The organism is Enterobacter sp. WCHEn045836 (genome assembly GCF_003965585.1).
GTDB lineage: Bacteria > Pseudomonadota > Gammaproteobacteria > Enterobacterales > Enterobacteriaceae > Enterobacter > Enterobacter dissolvens.
Window position 1 is genome coordinate 71,751 of sequence record NZ_RXPT01000009.1, and the last position, 17,369, is coordinate 89,119.

Sequence of the window (17,369 nt, forward strand, 5' to 3'; positions counted from 1 at the left end):
CCCATTCTAAAAGCGCATAAAAGCATGCACTTATGTCATTTTTATTTCTAAGATGAATCTTAGACACAGCGGCCAAAATATTTGCCATTCTGTTTGTGAATTAAATTTTTTGCGAGCCGTACCATTAAACAGACAACGACACGGAGGCAGCATGTTTACTTATTACCCGGCCAATACTGCAGCAGCACAACCTGAACTCGTTAACGCGATTGCACAGGGTCTTCACGCCGAGCATGGTGCTGTGACTGAAGATGACATTTTGATGGAACTGACCAGGTGGGTGGAATCCACAGACAATGACATCCTCAGTGACATCTACCAGCAGACCATTAACTACGTCGTCAGCGGACAAAACGCACCTTTGTAAAAACCTGCTAAGCTGGATCTGCAACCTAAGGGGTTACATTTCGTTTGCGTAAGCGAACTGGTCCTTAAAACTATCAACAGGATTGAGGAGTTAACATGAAATCGAACCGTCAGGCACGCCATATACTGGGACTGAACTACAAGCTTTCTAACCAACGTAAAGTGGTGATTGAAGGCGACAGTGAAACACAGGTCACTCACGCCACCGGCAGAAAACGCCACGCGGGCAAGTAAGTCCCGGAGAGAGATCCCTCAACACCATCGGCAAAACCGATGGTGTTTTTGTTTATGTGTTGCGGTAATTAATATTTAGCTCCTTTATAATACCGCCTGACCGCACCCCATCGCACAGGCCAGAAAGATGACAAACAGCAGTGTCAGGGACGGATCTTCAAAAAAAGAGTGAGTGACATGGACAACAAACTGAAAAAACATCGTTCCCTATATATCCCTTATGCCGGCCCGGTATTACTCGAATTCCCCCTGCTCAACAAAGGCAGCGCCTTCAGCATGGAAGAGCGCAGCAGCTTTAACCTGCTGGGTTTACTGCCAGAAGTGGTGGAAACCATTGAAGAACAGGCAGAGCGCGCGTGGATCCAGTATCAGGGTTTCAAAACCGAAATCGACAAACACATCTACCTGCGTAACATTCAGGACACCAACGAAACCCTCTTCTATCGGCTGGTACAAAACCATCTCGAAGAGATGATGCCGGTGATCTACACCCCAACGGTGGGTGCCGCCTGTGAACGTTTCTCAGAGATCTACCGTCGCTCCCGTGGCGTCTTTATCTCTTATCAGAACCGTCACAACATGGACGATATTCTGCAGAACGTGCCGAACCACAATATCAAAGTGATCGTGGTGACTGACGGCGAGCGTATTCTGGGCCTTGGTGACCAGGGCATTGGCGGCATGGGGATCCCAATCGGTAAGCTCTCTCTGTACACCGCCTGCGGCGGCATCAGCCCGGCGTATACCCTGCCGGTGGTGCTGGATGTGGGCACCAACAACCAGCAGTTGCTTAACGATCCGCTGTATATGGGCTGGCGTCATCCGCGTATTACCGACGACGAGTATTATCAGTTTGTCGATGATTTCATCCAGGCGGTCAAGCACCGCTGGCCGGACGTGCTGCTGCAGTTTGAAGATTTCGCGCAGAAGAACGCGATGCCGTTGCTGAACCGCTATCGCGATGAGATCTGCTCCTTTAACGACGACATTCAGGGCACCGCCGCGGTCACCGTCGGCACGTTGATCGCCGCCAGCCGTGCGGCAGGCAGCCAGCTGAGCTACCAGAAAATTGTCTTCCTCGGCGCAGGCTCTGCGGGCTGTGGTATCGCCGAGCAGATTATCGCCCAGACGCAGCGTGAAGGGCTAAGCGAAGAGCTGGCGCGCTCCCGCGTGTTCATGGTCGACCGTTTCGGCCTGCTGACCGACGGCATGCCAAACCTGCTGCCGTTCCAGACCAAACTGGTGCAAAAACGTGAGAACCTGAAGAACTGGGACACCGACAACGAAGTGCTCTCTCTGCTGGACGTGGTGCGCAACGTGAAACCGGATATCCTGATTGGCGTCTCCGGTCAGACGGGGCTGTTCACCGAAGAGATCATTCGTGAGATGCACAAGCACTGCGAACGCCCTATCGTGATGCCGCTCTCCAACCCGACCTCGCGGGTAGAAGCAACGCCGCAGGACATCATTGCCTGGACCGAAGGGAACGCGCTGGTCGCAACCGGCAGCCCGTTCGATCCGGTGGTGTGGAAAGATAAAACCTATCCTATTGCCCAGTGCAACAACTCCTATATCTTCCCGGGTATTGGTCTGGGTGTGATCGCCTCCGGCGCGTCGCGCATTACCGATGAAATGCTGATGTCGGCAAGCGAAACTCTGGCGGGCCACTCGCCGCTGGTGAACGATGGCGAAGGACTGGTGCTCCCAGAGCTGAAAGACATTCACAAGGTGTCGCGTGCTATCGCGTTCGCGGTCGGGAAAATGGCGCAGCAGCAGGGTGTGGCGGTGAAAACCTCTGCCGACGCGCTGCAGCAGGCCATCGACGACAACTTCTGGATGCCGGAATACCGCAGCTATCGTCGTACCTCGATCTAACACTGTGTTCCGACCGTTCCCTCTCCCACCGGGAGAGGGAATTACATTCGCCCCCACTAGCCAAACCGCCTTTCCCCCGCTACACTCCTTTCATCCATTAACCCACTGAATATATAAGGAGGCCAATTATGCTGTACTGTGAAATTTTCAATGTTTCACATACATTTGGTGATCGCACCAGCTCAAGCGTTATCGGTATCGTGCTGCGATAACTTCTGCTTGAGCGAAGACACCAACCCCTGAAATCCCTTCTCTCGGGCTTACTGAGTTATCGTCAGCGATGTTTGACGAGGCATAAACATGCCTGTAACTCTTGGGTAAGCAACAATGAGCACTTTACTCACTGCACAATCTTTACGTGTTGATACGGCGTTTGGCACGCTCTTCGACTCCCTCTCCTTTACGCTGAAAAAAGGCGACCGCATTGGCCTGCTGGGCGACAACGGCTGCGGCAAAAGTACGCTGCTGAAGGTGCTGGACGGCACAGATTCCCCGGCTGCCGGAACGGTCGCGCTAGCCGGACACTGTCTGATGGCGCGCGTTGAGCAACATCTGCCAGAAGCCATTTATCCCCTGACCATGCTGGATGCCGTGCTGGCGCAACTGCCCACGACTGAGCGCGAGAGCCTGCGCTGGAAAGCAGAAACGCTGCTGGCGGGTATGGGCTTTACGCCGCAGGACATGGCCTTAACGTCGGCGACGCTGAGCGGCGGGCAACACACGCGTCTCCTGCTCGCGCGGGCGTTGATCGGCGATCCGGATCTGTTACTACTGGACGAGCCGAGCAACCACCTCGATTTGCCTACCATGCTCTGGCTGGAGCAGTTTTTACAAAACTGGTCCGGCAGCTTTGTACTGGTCTCGCACGACAGGCAGTTGCTGGATGCCGTCACCAACGGTAGCTGGATCCTGCGCGACAAGATGCTGCACTACTTCGCCCTTCCCTGCACCACCGCACGTGAGGCGCTGAGAGCGAAAGACGAAAGCGATACGCTGCGACATAAAGCGGAGCAAAAGGAGATCGACCGCGTAACTGCCAGCGCCAGACGGCTGGCCACCTGGGGCAAGGTCTACGATAACGAAGATCTGTCGCGCAAAGCCAAACAGATGGAAAAACAGGTCGAGCGGCTAAAGGAGAGCCAGACAGAGCTGACAGCAGGCAGTCCATGGACGTTAACCCTGCGCGGTGATGCCCTGCGGGCTGACCGACTGCTGGAGATGGAAAACCTCGGCGTACCGCCTGCACCTGGGTTGCCAGACCTGTTTCACGTCGACATTGCGCGGCTTAAAAGCGGCGATCGCGTGGCTATCGTTGGACGTAACGGCTGCGGCAAATCATCGCTGATGAAGCTTATCTGGCGGCATTTCTCAGGTGAACCATCAGAGGCTGGGCTGAAACTCCATCCTCGCGTGTCGCCAGGCTATTACGACCAGACGCTGAATCAGCTTCCGGATGAGGCAACGATCTTCGACGCGCTGGAGCCTTTTGCGCCAGCGCCACAGGATCGCAAGATGGCGCTTATCAGCGCCGGGTTCCCGTGGGCGCGTCACGGGCAACAGGTCAGCACCCTCAGCGGCGGGGAGCGTTCGCGCCTGCTGTTCATCGGCCTGACGCTTGCCCGTTATAGTCTGCTGATGCTGGATGAGCCAACCAACCATCTGGATATGGAAGGCAAGGAGGCGCTGGCCGCTACCCTGCAACAGTTTGAAGGCGGCGTGCTGCTGGTAAGCCATGACCGACAGCTGATTGCCCAAAGCTGTAACCGCTTCTGGCTGATTGAGGACGGTACGCTGAGCGAATGGCATGACGCCGAAGCGGTATTCGAGCGGTTGCGTGAAAGCGCAGGCCTGGCGACCCCGTCGGCTACGCCAGCGGTTGCGGACGTTAAGGCGTTCGCCTCAGACGATCTGCTTGAAAGACTGATCGCGCTGGAAACGCTGCTGGCGGAAGACCTGGCGCGTAAGCCAAAACATCAGAAACCGCAACTGCAGGCGCAATGGCGTAAAGAGATTGAGGTGATAGAAGCAAAACTGTAAGTCTGTGCCCGGCGAAGACCTCGCCGGGCCAGTCAATTCCCCCCCCTAATTATTAGAGGATCGCTGTATTCTTAATCTGAAATCGCATCAATTGGTGACATTATGTTGCCGCCGCCTTGCATAACTCCTCTAAACTATTAATCCTTAAGTAGTATTCCCCTGCGATACACATACCCATCAAAAACAAGGAGAAACCTATGAAGGCTGCTGTTGTTACACAGGATCATCAGGTCAATGTTACCGAAAAAACCCTACGCCCACTGAAGCACGGCGAAGCTCTGCTTAAAATGGAGTGCTGTGGCGTTTGCCATACCGACCTCCACGTCAAAAATGGCGATTTCGGTGATAAAACCGGTGTGATCCTGGGCCACGAAGGGATTGGGATCGTGAAAGAAGTTGGGCCTGGCGTGACGTCACTGAAAGTAGGCGACCGCGCAAGCGTCGCGTGGTTCTTTGAGGGCTGCGGCCACTGTGAATACTGTAATACCGGCAACGAAACCCTGTGCCGCGATGTGAAAAACGCCGGTTATTCCGTTGACGGCGGCATGGCGGAAGAGTGCATTGTCACCGCAGATTACGCGGTAAAAGTGCCGGACGGTCTGGATTCGGCTGCGGCCAGCAGCATCACCTGCGCCGGTGTCACCACTTACAAAGCGGTGAAAGTCTCCCATATCAAGCCGGGCCAGTGGATTGCGATTTACGGTCTGGGCGGGCTGGGCAACCTCGCGCTGCAGTACGCCAAAAACGTCTTTAACGCCAAAGTCATCGCCCTTGACGTTAACGACGAACAGCTGAAGCTGGCTGCAAGCATGGGGGCAGACTTAACCATCAACTCCCGCAGCGAAGATGCCGCTAAAATTGTGCAAGAGAAAACGGGCGGCGCACATGCCGCAGTCGTTACTGCCGTCGCAAAAGCCGCATTCAACTCAGCCGTTGATGCCGTACGTGCCGGTGGCCGCGTGGTCGCGGTTGGCCTGCCGCCGGAAGCCATGAGCCTTGATATCCCCCGTCTGGTGCTGGACGGTATCCAGGTGGTCGGTTCGCTTGTCGGCACCCGTCAGGATCTGCAGGAAGCGTTCCAGTTTGCTGCCGAAGGCAAAGTGGTGCCAAAAGTAACAATGCGCCCGCTGGAAGATATCAATGCCATCTTCAAAGAGATGGAACAGGGCCAGATCCGCGGCCGTATGGTGATTGATTTACGCTCGTAACGGTCCGTTCCCGCTAACCGCTCCGTTTATGGGGCGGTTTTTTTATTGCCACTTTCCGGCAATCCTTATCTTAATTCCTTTGTTCCCTTGTTTTCCTGTGCGCCCGATGATGAATCCGACGCTAACAAGAAGATAACAAAGGAATTCACCATGCAAACCCCTTTTCGCCTGCCGCTGCTGACGGCGTTGATTCTGGCCTCCACCGCAGCCTGGTCTGCAGAGTCTCCTGTTAAGGGGGGGACGCTGATCTATCTGGAACAACAGGCCCACACTAACCTCTATCCGCCAGCCGGAGGGTTTTATCCCAACGGCGGCATTCTGAATCAAATTACCGACAAACTGACCTGGCAAAACCCGAAGACGCTGCAGGTTGAACCCTGGGTGGCTGAAAGCTGGACCACCAATGCGGATAATACCGAATACACCTTCAAAATCCGTCCCGGGATCACCTTCTCTGACGGCACACCGCTGGACGCCAGTGCGGTTGCTAAAAACTTCGATACTTACGGTCTGGGCAATAAGGCGCAGCGCTTACCGGTTTCGGAGGTGATCAATAACTACGATCGCAGTGAAGTGGTTGATCCGCTGACGGTAAAGTTTTACTTCAAAAAACCGTCACCCGGCTTTCTGCAAGGGACGGCCACCATTGGCTCCGGGCTGGTATCTCTGAGCACGCTTAAGCGTAACTTTGAAGCCCTGGGTGACGCCCGCCATATCATTGGCTCCGGGCCGTTTGTCGTAAAAGACGAAAAGCTCGGGCGGGAAGTCACGCTGGAGGCTCGCAAAGACTACCAGTGGGGGCCGAAGAGCCTGGCGCAGCAGGGCCCGGCCAATCTGGACGGCATCAAGTTTATCGTCACTCAGGAAGACAGCGTGCGCGTTGGCGCCTTGCTGGCTGGCCAGGCCGACTTTATCCGTCAGGTGCAGGCGTATGACGAAAAACAGGCCACCGATCAGGGCTATCACATATACGCGGCGCCTACGCGTGGGGTCAATGACAGCATCAGCTTCCGCCCGGACAATCCGTTGGTTGCCGATATCCGCGTGCGCCAGGCGCTGCTGCACGCCACCAACGCGAAACAGGTGGTCGATACCCTCTTCTCGTCTCATTATCCGCAGGCAAAATCGGTTATCGCCGGTTCTGCCGCTGGTTTTGTCGATCTCAGCGACAGGCTGACGTTTGATCCGGCGAAAGCCAACGCCCTGCTGGACGACGCGGGCTGGAAAACCGGCAGCGACGGGATCCGGGCAAAAGACGGCCAGCGTCTGGCGCTCACCGTTTACGAATCACTCCCACAACCGCAAAACAAAGAAGTGCTCCAGCTGGTTGCCCAGCAGTGGCGGCAGGTGGGCGTGGCGCTGAACGTCAAAGCCGGTGACGCCGGAAGCCGCACCCTGGATAACCTCGACCCGCTCAAAACGCCGCTCACCGTATCGGAAGTAGGACGCGCGGATCCGGATGTGGTGAAGAGCATGTTTTACCCCGCCAACCGTGACGCACTGCTGCAAAAAGGTGGCTCCAGCGACAAGGTCAAAAACTTCCGTGACGACAAGCTGAATACGTTGCTGGCAAATATTTCGGCTGAGGTCGATCCACAAAAACGCCTGCAGCTGACGGGAGACGCCCAGCGTTATCTTCTGGACAACGCCTACGTCATTCCGATTTTCGAGGAGCCGCAGGTCTTTGCCGGTGCGCCGTGGTTAAAAGGTGTGAATTTTGAAGCGGTTGGCCGCCCGTCGTTCTACGGCGCGTGGATTGAGAAACACTGAGGAGCTGACGATGCGCCACGCACTTCTTCAACGCTTTGGTCACGGGCTGCTGGTACTGTGGGCTGCGTTTACCCTCTCATTCGTGTTGCTCCAGGTGCTGCCGGGTGACGCGGTGCTGATTAAATTTCAGAACCCGGATCTGGGGCTGAGCCCGGCGCAAATCGAGGAGATGCGCGTGGCGTATGGTGCCGATAGTCCGCTGTGGCAGCAATATGGCCACACGCTGCTGGCGATGCTGCGGGGGGACTTTGGTTATTCACTCCAGGCCGGAGTCCCGGTGAGTGAGTTGATTGCCAGCAACCTGCCGGACACGCTGAGCCTCGCCCTGCCCGCCTTTGCGCTGGCCGTGCTGCTGGCGTTTGCGCTGGCTTTTGCCTCACGCCTGCCGGGTCTGCGCTGGCTGAGCAATTTCATCCAGTCCCTGCCGGTCCTGTTTATCTCCTTACCAACGTTCTGGCTGGGGATTGCCCTCATCCAGCTCTTTTCTTTTCAACTGCGGCTGATCCCGGTGATTAACCCGACGCCGCTGCAGGGGCTGATTTTGCCGATCGTCACCGTCGCCATCCCGATCTCTGCCCCGCTGGCGCAAATTCTTATGCGCAGCCTGGATCAGGTGGCCGCGCAGCCGTTTGTGGCCGTTGCCCGGACCAAAGGGTTAAGTGAAACCGCCGTGCTGTGGCGGCACGTCACCGGCAACGCCCTGCTACCGGTACTGAATATCGCCGGATTGCTGCTGGGTGAACTGATTGCCGGGGCGCTGATCACCGAAACCGTTTTTGGCCGCAGTGGTCTGGGTCAACTGACCCAGCAGGCGGTAAATAACCAGGATATCGCCGTTCTGCAGGCGGTGGTGATGATATCCGCCCTCGGGTTTGTGCTGATCAATCTGCTGGTGGATCTGCTGATGCCGCTGTTCGATCCCCGTCTGCAAACTGTTACCGGAGGTGCATCATGAGTCTGGTCGATTACGCCGCCGCGGCGCGAAAACGCGTCCCGACATGGCAGGGGCTGCAGTGGCAACCGGGGTTATGGCTGGCGTGGGCAACAATCCTTGTCGCGGCGTTAGCCGCCGTGGCACCCGGCCTGTTTACGCACTATAACCCGATTGAGGGCATCGCGGGGGCACAACGCCTGGCACCGCAGGCAGGACACTGGCTGGGGACCGATCAACTGGGTCGTGACGTCTACACCCGCATTGTGTACGGCGCGTCTCACTCCCTGAGCGCGGCGCTGGCGGCTGTCACCCTGGGGCTGCTGGTGGGGACCGGGCTGGGGGTGATTGCCGGCGCGTTTGCCGGGCGCGTCGAGTCCCTGCTGATGCGTTTTGTCGATGTGTTGCTGTCGATTCCCTCCCTGCTGCTCTCTCTGACGGTAATCATTCTGCTCGGGTTTGGCACCGTCAACGCCGCCATTGCTGTTGGTGTCGCCTCGGTCGCCAGCTTCGCGCGTCTGGCGCGGGGGGAAGTGGTGCGGATCCGCCATACGGATTACGTTGAAGCCGCGTATGGCAGTGGCGGCACCTTTTGGGCCGTACTGTGGCGTCACATTCTGCCGAACTCCCTGACCGCCGTTCTGGCGTTCGCCACCCTGCAGTTCGGTCAGGCGATTCTGGCGCTCTCCACCCTCAGTTTTCTCGGCTATGGTACCCCGCCGCCCGTACCGGAATGGGGTCTGTTGATTGCCGAAGGCCGCAACTATCTCTCTACTGCCTGGTGGTTAACCACCTTCCCTGGCGTGGTCGTCATCGCCGTCGTGCTGGCCACCAACCGTATCAGCCAACAGTTCAGCGGAGGCCGTTCATGACCGTACTCGCAGTTGAAAACCTGACGATCAGCTATCGCACCGCGCGCCAGTGGCGGGAGGTGGTGCATAACGTCAGCTTTACCCTGAAGCGGGGTGACATGCTGGCATTTGTGGGTGAATCCGGTTCGGGTAAAACCACCACGGCGCAGGCGATTATTGGTCTGCTGGCCGATAACGCCCGGCGCGATAGCGGCAGGATTGTGCTCAATAACGAAGAGATAAGCCAGTGGTCAGCCAGACGGCTCGACACCCTGCGTGGGGCGCGGATCAGCCTCGTTCCGCAAGATCCGGGAAACTCACTCAACCCGGTGAAGACCATCGGCGCGCAGGTGGGCGAAATTGTGCAGTTGCATCAAAAAGTCACGGCCGCACAGCGTGATGAGCAGGTCCTTGCCCTGCTGACAAAGGTCGGGCTGAGCCACCCCGGGCAACGTATGAAGCAGTATCCTCATCAGCTCTCCGGCGGCATGAAACAGCGCGTGCTGATTGCCATCGCCATTGCCCTGCGACCGGATGTGATCATTGCCGACGAGCCGACCAGCGCGCTGGATGTGACGGTGCAAAAGCGCATTCTGGATCTGCTGGATCGCCTGCGCCGGGAATCGGGCACCGCCGTGCTGTTCGTGACCCACGACCTGGCGCTGGCCGCAGAGCGCGCCGACAGGCTGCTGGTGTTTCGCCACGGCGAAGTTCAGGAGCACGGCGCCACTGCTGACGTCGTTCGTGCGCCACAGCATGCCTATACCCGCCAGTTATTGAGCGATCTTCATGGACAACGGTTAACCATTGCCCCTGTTTCTGGCCGCCCGCTGGCCTCGCCTGCCATCCGTGCACAGGCTATCAGCAAGCAGTTTTCCCTGGGCAAGGGCCAACAATTGCAGGCGCTGGATCAGGTGAGCTTTACCGTCAGGCGCGGTAGCACGCATGCGCTGGTGGGCGAGTCGGGGTCAGGGAAAACCACCCTCGCCCGTATTTTGCTCGGGTTTGAGCAGGCCGACAGCGGCCGGGTGATCATTGATGACATTGACGCCACCACGCTCAGCCGCGAGGCGCGCCGCCAGCTGCGCCAGAAAATCCAGTTTGTTTACCAGAACCCGTTTGCCTCTCTCGACCCGCGCCAGACGCTATTTGAGATCATTGAAGAGCCGCTGAAAAACTTCGCCCGCATCAGCAAAGCAGAGCGTAAAGACCGGGTTGAGACGGTGGCGCAGCGGGTGGCGCTGCCCGTGGAGATATTAACCCGAACCGCCCGGGAGCTCTCTGGCGGGCAACGCCAGCGCGTGGCGATTGCCCGGGCGTTGATCCTGCAACCCACCATTCTGGTTCTGGATGAAGCCACCTCGGCGCTGGATGTCACCGTGCAGGCGCAAATTCTGGCACTTCTGCAGCAACTGCAACAGCAGCTGGGGCTGACCTACCTCTTTATCACACACGACCTGGCGACAGTACGCCGCATCGCCCACAGCGTTACGGTGCTGCGCAGCGGCCAGGTTGTGGAACAGGGTGATGTGGAGCGCTTATTCGCCTCGCCGCAGAACAGCTATACGCGTGAACTGATTGACGCTATCCCCCATTTTTCACCCGTTACGGAGGAGTTCGCATGACGCGAAAACGCCTGGGATTTTTCACCCGTCTGCTTGATGATGCCACCCCGAAGGAGCGCTATCGTCTGGCAACGGAACAGATCCGTCACGCCGAGCGTTACGGTTTTGACAGCGCCTGGATTGCGCAGCATCACTTCCATGAACAGGAAGGCGGTCTGCCGTCGCCGCTGCTGTTTCTGGCTCATGTGGCGGCGCACACCGAATCCATTCGCCTGGGCACGGCCATCATCACCCTGCCGATGGAAAACCCGCTGCGCGTGGCGGAAGACGCAGCCGTGCTGGATCTGCTGGCCAACGGACGCCTGGAGATTGGCTTCGGATCGGGCGGTACGCCAACGTCATTTCTGCCATTCGGCCTCACGTTTGAGGAACGCGGCGCGGCGTTTGCCGACCATCTGCACGTGATCCAAAGTGCCTGGCGCGGCGATTCGCTCGTTCATCCTGACAATCATCTTTATCCCCCGGCCCCGCAGCTGGCACAGCGTATCTGGATTGCCACCTTCTCTGTGGAGGGGGCCGTTCGCGCCGCGCAGGCCGGACATGGCCTGATGCTCTCCCGCACTCAGCCGCGTCCGGCAGGACAACCGGATTTGACGCTCGACGAGATCCAAAACCCGATTGTCGATGCCTATCTTGATGCGCTTCCGGCGGGGATTGCGCCACGTATTCTGGCCTCCCGAACCGCGTTCGTCGCCGACAGCGACGAATATGCCCTGAAAGTCGCCACGCCGGGCTTAACGAAACAGGCGCAGCAGCATCAGCGTGCCGGGTACACTGTAAAAGGTGACACTGTCACTGATTATCGTCGCCAGTTTGACGCCCATATTGGCTCACCGGAGACAGTGCTGCGTTCGCTGAAGGCTGATTCCATTCTGACGCGCGCCACGGACATCTCGTTTCAGGTGCATTCGGTCGAGCCCTCTCACCGCGACACCCTGCGCTCGATTGAACTGATTGCAGAACATATCGCCCCCCACATTCTTTGAGGAGATACCTATGTCATTAAGTCAGGACATTCTCGCCGAGCTGGCGGAGATTAAACCCGGCTCCCCCCTCGCAGAGGCGCGTGCCATTCGCGACGCCGCGACGCGTCACGCCCAGGGCAGCTACGAGGTTCTGTTTAGTCAGCAGGAGAGTGATTTTACGCTGGAGGAGCGTTTTGCCGTGGCGGCAAAAGTCGCCAGATGGCACAACGCAGAGGCATTAGCCGCACACTATGCCGGATTTGGCCTGGCGGATCCGACCTCTGAACGCCTGACCCCAGCGCTGAATTTCGCGCGGCTACTGACGTTCTCACCGGTCGAAGCCTCACCTGGCGCATTACAGCCCCTTACGCAGGCGGGATGGAGCAAAGAAGGCATTGTCACGCTGGCGCAGCTGATCGCTTTTGTCAGCTTCCAGAGCCGGCTTATTGTCGGGCTGCGTTTGCTGAACGATAAACCGGTCGCCTCCAGCGATACCCCGGTGGCTGCGGGTATCTGGCACACCCGCACAAAAACGGCCACGGGTAAAACCGCCCCTGTCGTCTTCACCCAACAGGAGCTGGGCTGGGAACCGTGGATCGCCGCCAAACCGCTGGCGGAGTTTCGTGACGATGAGGTCGCCATTTTAACGAAATTTGGTCATACCGAATCGGACTATTTCCGCCTGCTGGGACGCAACCTGCCGGTGCTTGAGCAACGTACGTTAACGGATAAAGGGATTTTTTACACCCCGGGCGGTTTACCACGTGCCGAGCGCGAGCTGGCCGCCACGGTGACCAGTAAAATTAACGGCTGCATCTACTGCGCATCTGTCCATGCGCGGAAAGCCAGCCAGCTGTCTAAGGATGATCCGGCGGTAGAGGCGCTTCTGGCGGTTCGTCCAGGCCAATCCTTGAGTGAGGGGCAGTCTGCGCGCTGGCAGGCGGAAATCAATTTTGCGGCAGCGCTGTCAGTCACGCCGCCAGCCGCCACGCCGCATCATCTGGCGTCGCTGGAAAAGGAAGGGCTGGATACGCTGTCGCAACTCGATCTGGTTCAATCGGCGGCATTCTTCGCCTGGGCCAACCGCCTGATGCTGACCCTGGGCGAACCCTGGCTGGCCTGAATGCAATCAGGCTAGCGCGCGAGCGTTAGCCTGAGCCCGACGGGCACGCAGATGGCCGTAGATCAACAGCGCGCTCATGGCCGAGAAGGATAACATCGCCGCCGGCAGCGTGACATAGCTCCAGCTAAACCCGAGCGTAATCATCATCCCGCCAAAATACGCGCCAATCGCGCTGCCCAGATTAAACGCCATCTGTCCGCCTGCGGCCCCCAGCATTTCCCCTCCTTTCGCATTTTGCAGCAGCAGAATTTGCAGCGGTGCAGAGAGTGCGAACAGCCCGGCACAGCAGATGAACCCCATCACCAGCGACGCGGTTTTCTGTTCGCCAAAGGCGAAAAGCAATAACAGCGAGGCGACAATCACCATATCGGTCGTGGCTGCAATACGCAGCGGACTGTAACGACCCGATAGTTTCCCGCTCAGCAGGTTACCCAGCACCATACCCAGGCCCATCAACATCATGATGATCGTCATCAACCCCTCGGAGAAGCCAGAGACATTGACCATAAACGGCTTCACAAAACTGAACCACGCAAAAACGCCAGCGTTGCCAAACATGGTGGCGGCGAAGATCAGCCACGGCTCCGGTTTTTTGAGAAAGTGAAACTGCTCGGTGAGTTTTATTTCTGATGCGTCATGAATGTTCGGCACCCACACCAGTACCGAGAGGATCACCAGCGCGTCAAACAGGGCAATCAGGAAAAAGGTGTAGCGCCAGTTGAACGCGTGCCCCAGCCAGGTTCCAAACGGTACCCCCACCAGATTCGCCACGGTCATCCCGGCGATCATCCCCGACACGGCCACCGTCACCTTCCCCGGTGGCGCTATTTTCGAGAGGATAATCGCCCCCACGCCGAAAATTGTACCGTGCGGGAACCCCGAAATTAAGCGCCCTGCCGCCAGCCACAAGTAGGATGTGGAAAAGGTAAATATCGCGTTGCCCACCGCACACAGGGCAACCAGAAATAGCAACGTGGTTTTTAACGAGAATTTACTGGAAAACAGCGCCACTATCGGCGCGCCAATCACCACGCCAAAGGCATAAAACGAGATCATATTCCCGGCGGCGGGAATGGTAATGCCGGTGTCATGCGCCAGTTCGGTTAAGACACCCATAATGCCAAATTCAGCCATGCCGAGGCCAAACGTGCCGAGGGCTAACGAGAAAATTGTCTTTTTCATACCACAACCACGTGTGAAAAATTCGCAGCTGGCATTATTGAATAATCTTGTATGGTGAGCCAGTTCAAATCGGCAGGCTGACACGTTAATCCATTAATTCAGGTGGATTACACTTCTTAATGCGGCCTCGCTTCTTCCCCGCGACCGGACAACCTGAGGATGACAATCATGGTAAGCAAAAAGAAAACCAGTGTCGCTGTTGATGTCGTTAAGAATGCTCCTCTGAAAACCAAAGAGTATGAAAAAGAGCTACGCCGCCTTCACGTTGAGCTGGTTAAGCTCCAGCAATGGGTGGTCGCTAAAGGATTGAAAGTCTGCATCGTGTTCGAGGGGCGCGACGGCGCCGGTAAAGGCGGCACTATCAAAGCGATCACCGAGCGCGTCAGCCCGCGCGTATTCCGCGTTGTCGCGCTGCCTGCGCCCACTGAGAAAGAGAAAACGCAGCTTTATTTCCAGCGCTACGTCCCGCACCTGCCCGCTGCCGGTGAAATCGTCATATTTGACCGCAGCTGGTACAACCGCGCAGGCGTTGAACGGGTGATGGGGTTCTGCACGCCGGAACAGGTTGAAAAGTTTCTTGATGGCGCACCGGTTATGGAAAAAGCGATGGTGGATGCCGGGATCATTTTGCTGAAATACTGGCTTGAAGTGACGCCGAAAGAGCAGGAACGCAGGCTACGCGATCGCATTAACGATGGCCGCAAGATCTGGAAATTATCGCCTATGGATATCAAATCGTTCAATTTATGGGATGAATACACCGTAGCGCGGGATGCCATGTTTGCCTCCACGGACACCGCCTGGGCACCATGGTTTGTGGCGCGCTCGGAAGATAAAAAACGCGTGCGGTTGAATATTATCTCCCATCTGCTTTCGCAGATCCCCTATAAAGAACTTCACGTTGAAAAAGTGGATTTGCCGAAGCGAAAAATTGGCAAAGTCAAACCGACAAAATATCCTTTCAGGTATATTGAAGAGAAATTCTGACATTACTGGAAGACGGCTCGCAGAATGTAGATTACCAGGGGTTACGGTATTGTTTTTTGTTGGCTGCGGTTGATAATGACCGCACCAACAAAGGAGGGTAAAAATGAAACCAAGCCGAACAGGAAATTGCAGTGGCAGACCGACCCGGGCTGAGACGATACCGCGCCAGGCGTTACCCCCAGAGGAGCGCAGACGCCAGCGCCATCAGGATCAGGAATTCATAAAAGCTATGAATGAATTTACTGCTAAAGCGGGATTATTATCAGATGACCCTTATTTTGGAGGGCTTTGATGTGCTTTCAGTTCGATGTTTATCGTAACCCATCAGACAAGACGCGCGAGTATCAGCCTTATTTTATGATAATTCAGCATGACTATTATGATGATTTATCAACGAGACTGATTGTTCCTTTGAGCTATCAAAATAATTTACATGGGCATTACAACTCCGCCGCACCATTAGTGAATATTGAATTTGAGAGATTTTTCTCAATACCGCTGGTATAATACACGTAGAGAAAAAGAGATTAAATAATAAAAACTATGTATGCAATCTTCGCAGCGCAAGAAGTACCGTGATTGCGGCGATAGATGCGTTAGTGACAAATACATAACGTAGGCCCGCGCAAGCGAAGCGCCGCCGGGCAAAGCCGACGGCGCAGGACGTTTTACTTCATCCCTTCCGTACTCTCCTGTTTGGCTTCCTGCCGCTCCACTTCCCGGTACCAGCGTGGGTGATGTTTCTGCGCCCAGCGGCGGCTCACCTTCCCTTCAATCATCCCTTTAATCGACCCTTTCACCCAGAAGGCCATATACATATGGATCAGAATGGCATGGATCAGAATGATGGCCGACGTGGCGTGGATGAGCAGCGCGTAGCGGATGACCTGCATCGGGAAGTACTGCGCAAAATAAGGACGCCAGATGATCACACCGGTCACCAGCAGGACGAAAATCATGCTCATGATGCTCCAGAACATCATCTTCTGTCCGGCATTGTATTTTCCGACTTTCGCGACTTTATGTTCGTTCCCCTTCAGGACTTCAATAATGCCCTTCAGCCAGGGAATATCCTGTTTGTCCGGGATATTGTGATGGACGAAACGCACAAACATAAACATCAGCACCACAAAAATCAGTACGCCAAAAAACGGGTGCAGAATACGCCCCATCTGCGGCGTGCCGAAGGTTTCGGTCAGCCACTGCAGTGTCGGGAAGAAAAACGAGATCCCGGATACAGCCACCAGGAAGAAGCAGATCACCACCGTCCAGTGACAGGCGCGGTCGATAAACTTCGTGCGCACAATCATTTTCGACTTACTCATGGTGTTCCTCCTCCTCGTCGTCATCCACCTCTTTATTCGGCCCGATACCGATGTAGTGATAAATCAGCCCGGCAAAAGTGGCGATAAAACCCGCCGCCGAGAGCGGTTTGAGCGCCCCTTTCCACAGGTTGATCGAAGTATCGATCGCCGGATCTTTCGGCAGATTGTGGTACAGCTCCGGCTGGTCATTGTGATGCAGAACGTACATCACGTGCGTACCGCCCACCCCCTGCGGGTTGTAAATGCCCGCCTTGTCGTAGCCGCGCGCGTTCAGTTTGTCCACGCGCTGCTGCGCCACCTCCAGCATCTCTTTCTTGGTGCCGAAGTGGATAGCGCCGGTGGGACAGGTCTTGACGCAGGCAGGCTCCTGTCCGACGCTGACGCGGTCCACGCACAGGGTGCATTTGTATACCCGGTTATCCTCTTTATTGAGGCGCGGGATGTTAAACGGGCAACCCGCAATGCAGTACCCACAGCCGATACAGTTATCCTGCTGGAAGTCGACGATCCCGTTCGCATACTGGATGATGGCGCCTGCAGACGGGCAGGCCTTGAGGCAGCCCGGATCTTCGCAGTGCATACAGCCGTCTTTGCGGATCAGCCATTCCAGCCTGCCGTTCTGGTCGGTTTCGCTAAAACGCATCACCGTCCAGGATTTGGCGCTCAGATCCGCCGGATTGTCGTAGACCCCAACGCAGTGCCCCACCTCATCGCGGATATCGTTCCACTCCGAGCAGGCCACCTGGCAGGCTTTACAGCCCACGCAGGACGAGACGTCGATAAGCTTGGCGACCTCGGCCTTATAGTCCCGCGCGCGAGGCGCGGGGGTCATCGGGTTGGTCGCGGAGCGTTTAATAATGTCTTGTGTTTCCATCGCCATTGAATCGCTC

Annotated in this window: 16 protein-coding genes; 13 read left to right on the plus strand and 3 right to left on the minus strand. The window is 56.6% G+C overall.

The genetic code is table 11. From position 1 onward, the window contains the following. Positions 1-151 precede the first annotated feature (151 nt). From bdm to EKN38_RS13515, 11 genes are all read left to right on the plus strand, one after another. Positions 152-367, plus strand: coding sequence for a biofilm-dependent modulation protein (bdm, locus tag EKN38_RS13465; protein WP_008501713.1), 216 nt, complete (start codon positions 152-154; stop codon positions 365-367). Positions 368-462: 95 nt separating this feature from the next. Beyond that, positions 463-600 carry a stationary-phase-induced ribosome-associated protein gene (gene sra, locus EKN38_RS13470; RefSeq protein WP_013096533.1) on the plus strand — a complete coding sequence of 46 codons (138 nt, stop codon included), beginning with the start codon at positions 463-465 and terminating at the stop codon, positions 598-600. Positions 601-777: 177 nt separating this feature from the next. Further along, on the plus strand, positions 778-2,475 hold the full coding sequence (locus EKN38_RS13475) for an NAD-dependent malic enzyme (RefSeq protein WP_013096532.1): 1,698 nt from the start codon (positions 778-780) through the stop codon (positions 2,473-2,475). A 327-nt stretch (positions 2,476-2,802) separates the two neighbouring features. Beyond that, entirely contained in the window at positions 2,803-4,512 is a 1,710-nt protein-coding gene (locus EKN38_RS13480) for an ABC-F family ATP-binding cassette domain-containing protein (protein WP_014832009.1), read from the plus strand. Between the two features lie 197 nt (positions 4,513-4,709). After that, a complete protein-coding gene (gene adhP, locus EKN38_RS13485; RefSeq protein WP_013096530.1) occupies positions 4,710-5,720 on the plus strand; it encodes an alcohol dehydrogenase AdhP in 1,011 nt (336 codons plus the stop codon). 150 nt (positions 5,721-5,870) lie between these two features. Continuing rightward, the gene (locus EKN38_RS13490; RefSeq protein WP_014832010.1) at positions 5,871-7,490 is read left to right on the plus strand and encodes a TIGR04028 family ABC transporter substrate-binding protein; all 1,620 of its coding nucleotides are present in this window, start codon (positions 5,871-5,873) and stop codon (positions 7,488-7,490) included. 10 nt (positions 7,491-7,500) lie between these two features. After that, positions 7,501-8,445, plus strand: a complete 945-nt coding sequence (locus EKN38_RS13495) for an ABC transporter permease (RefSeq protein ID WP_014832011.1) — start codon at positions 7,501-7,503, stop codon at positions 8,443-8,445. Beyond that, positions 8,442-9,293, plus strand: coding sequence for an ABC transporter permease (locus EKN38_RS13500; protein ID WP_014832012.1), 852 nt, complete (start codon positions 8,442-8,444; stop codon positions 9,291-9,293). The genes EKN38_RS13495 and EKN38_RS13500 overlap by 4 nt, the downstream gene beginning before the upstream one ends. After that, entirely contained in the window at positions 9,290-10,897 is a 1,608-nt protein-coding gene (locus tag EKN38_RS13505; protein ID WP_050860645.1) for a dipeptide ABC transporter ATP-binding protein, read from the plus strand. The genes EKN38_RS13500 and EKN38_RS13505 overlap by 4 nt, the downstream gene beginning before the upstream one ends. After that, positions 10,894-11,883: a putative FMN-dependent luciferase-like monooxygenase gene (locus EKN38_RS13510; protein WP_014832014.1), complete on the plus strand. Its 990-nt coding sequence runs from the start codon at positions 10,894-10,896 to the stop codon at positions 11,881-11,883. Before EKN38_RS13505 ends, EKN38_RS13510 begins: the two co-directional genes overlap by 4 nt. 10 nt (positions 11,884-11,893) lie before the next feature. Next, a complete protein-coding gene (locus EKN38_RS13515; protein WP_014832015.1) occupies positions 11,894-12,985 on the plus strand; it encodes an alkylhydroperoxidase domain protein in 1,092 nt (363 codons plus the stop codon). 6 nt (positions 12,986-12,991) lie between these two features. Here EKN38_RS13515 and araJ read toward each other — a convergent pair whose 3' ends face one another. Beyond that, positions 12,992-14,167, minus strand: coding sequence for an MFS transporter AraJ (gene araJ / locus EKN38_RS13520; protein WP_014832016.1), 1,176 nt, complete (start codon positions 14,165-14,167; stop codon positions 12,992-12,994). A gap of 168 nt (positions 14,168-14,335) precedes the next feature. On the opposite strand from araJ, the gene ppk2 reads away from it, so the two are divergent. Both ppk2 and EKN38_RS26000 read left to right on the plus strand, forming a co-directional pair. After that, entirely contained in the window at positions 14,336-15,154 is an 819-nt protein-coding gene (gene ppk2, locus EKN38_RS13525; RefSeq protein WP_014832017.1) for a polyphosphate kinase 2, read from the plus strand. 357 nt (positions 15,155-15,511) lie between these two features. Continuing rightward, complete coding sequence (locus EKN38_RS26000; protein ID WP_229764300.1) at positions 15,512-15,661, plus strand: CcdB family protein; 150 nt, start codon at positions 15,512-15,514, stop codon at positions 15,659-15,661. Positions 15,662-15,822: 161 nt separating this feature from the next. Here the strand turns inward: EKN38_RS26000 and fdnI are convergent, their stop codons facing one another. Next, entirely contained in the window at positions 15,823-16,479 is a 657-nt protein-coding gene (gene fdnI, locus EKN38_RS13540) for a formate dehydrogenase-N subunit gamma (RefSeq protein WP_014832018.1), read from the minus strand. After that, complete coding sequence (gene fdxH, locus EKN38_RS13545; protein WP_014832019.1) at positions 16,472-17,359, minus strand: formate dehydrogenase subunit beta; 888 nt, start codon at positions 17,357-17,359, stop codon at positions 16,472-16,474. Before fdxH ends, fdnI begins: the two co-directional genes overlap by 8 nt. Positions 17,360-17,369 lie beyond the last annotated feature (10 nt).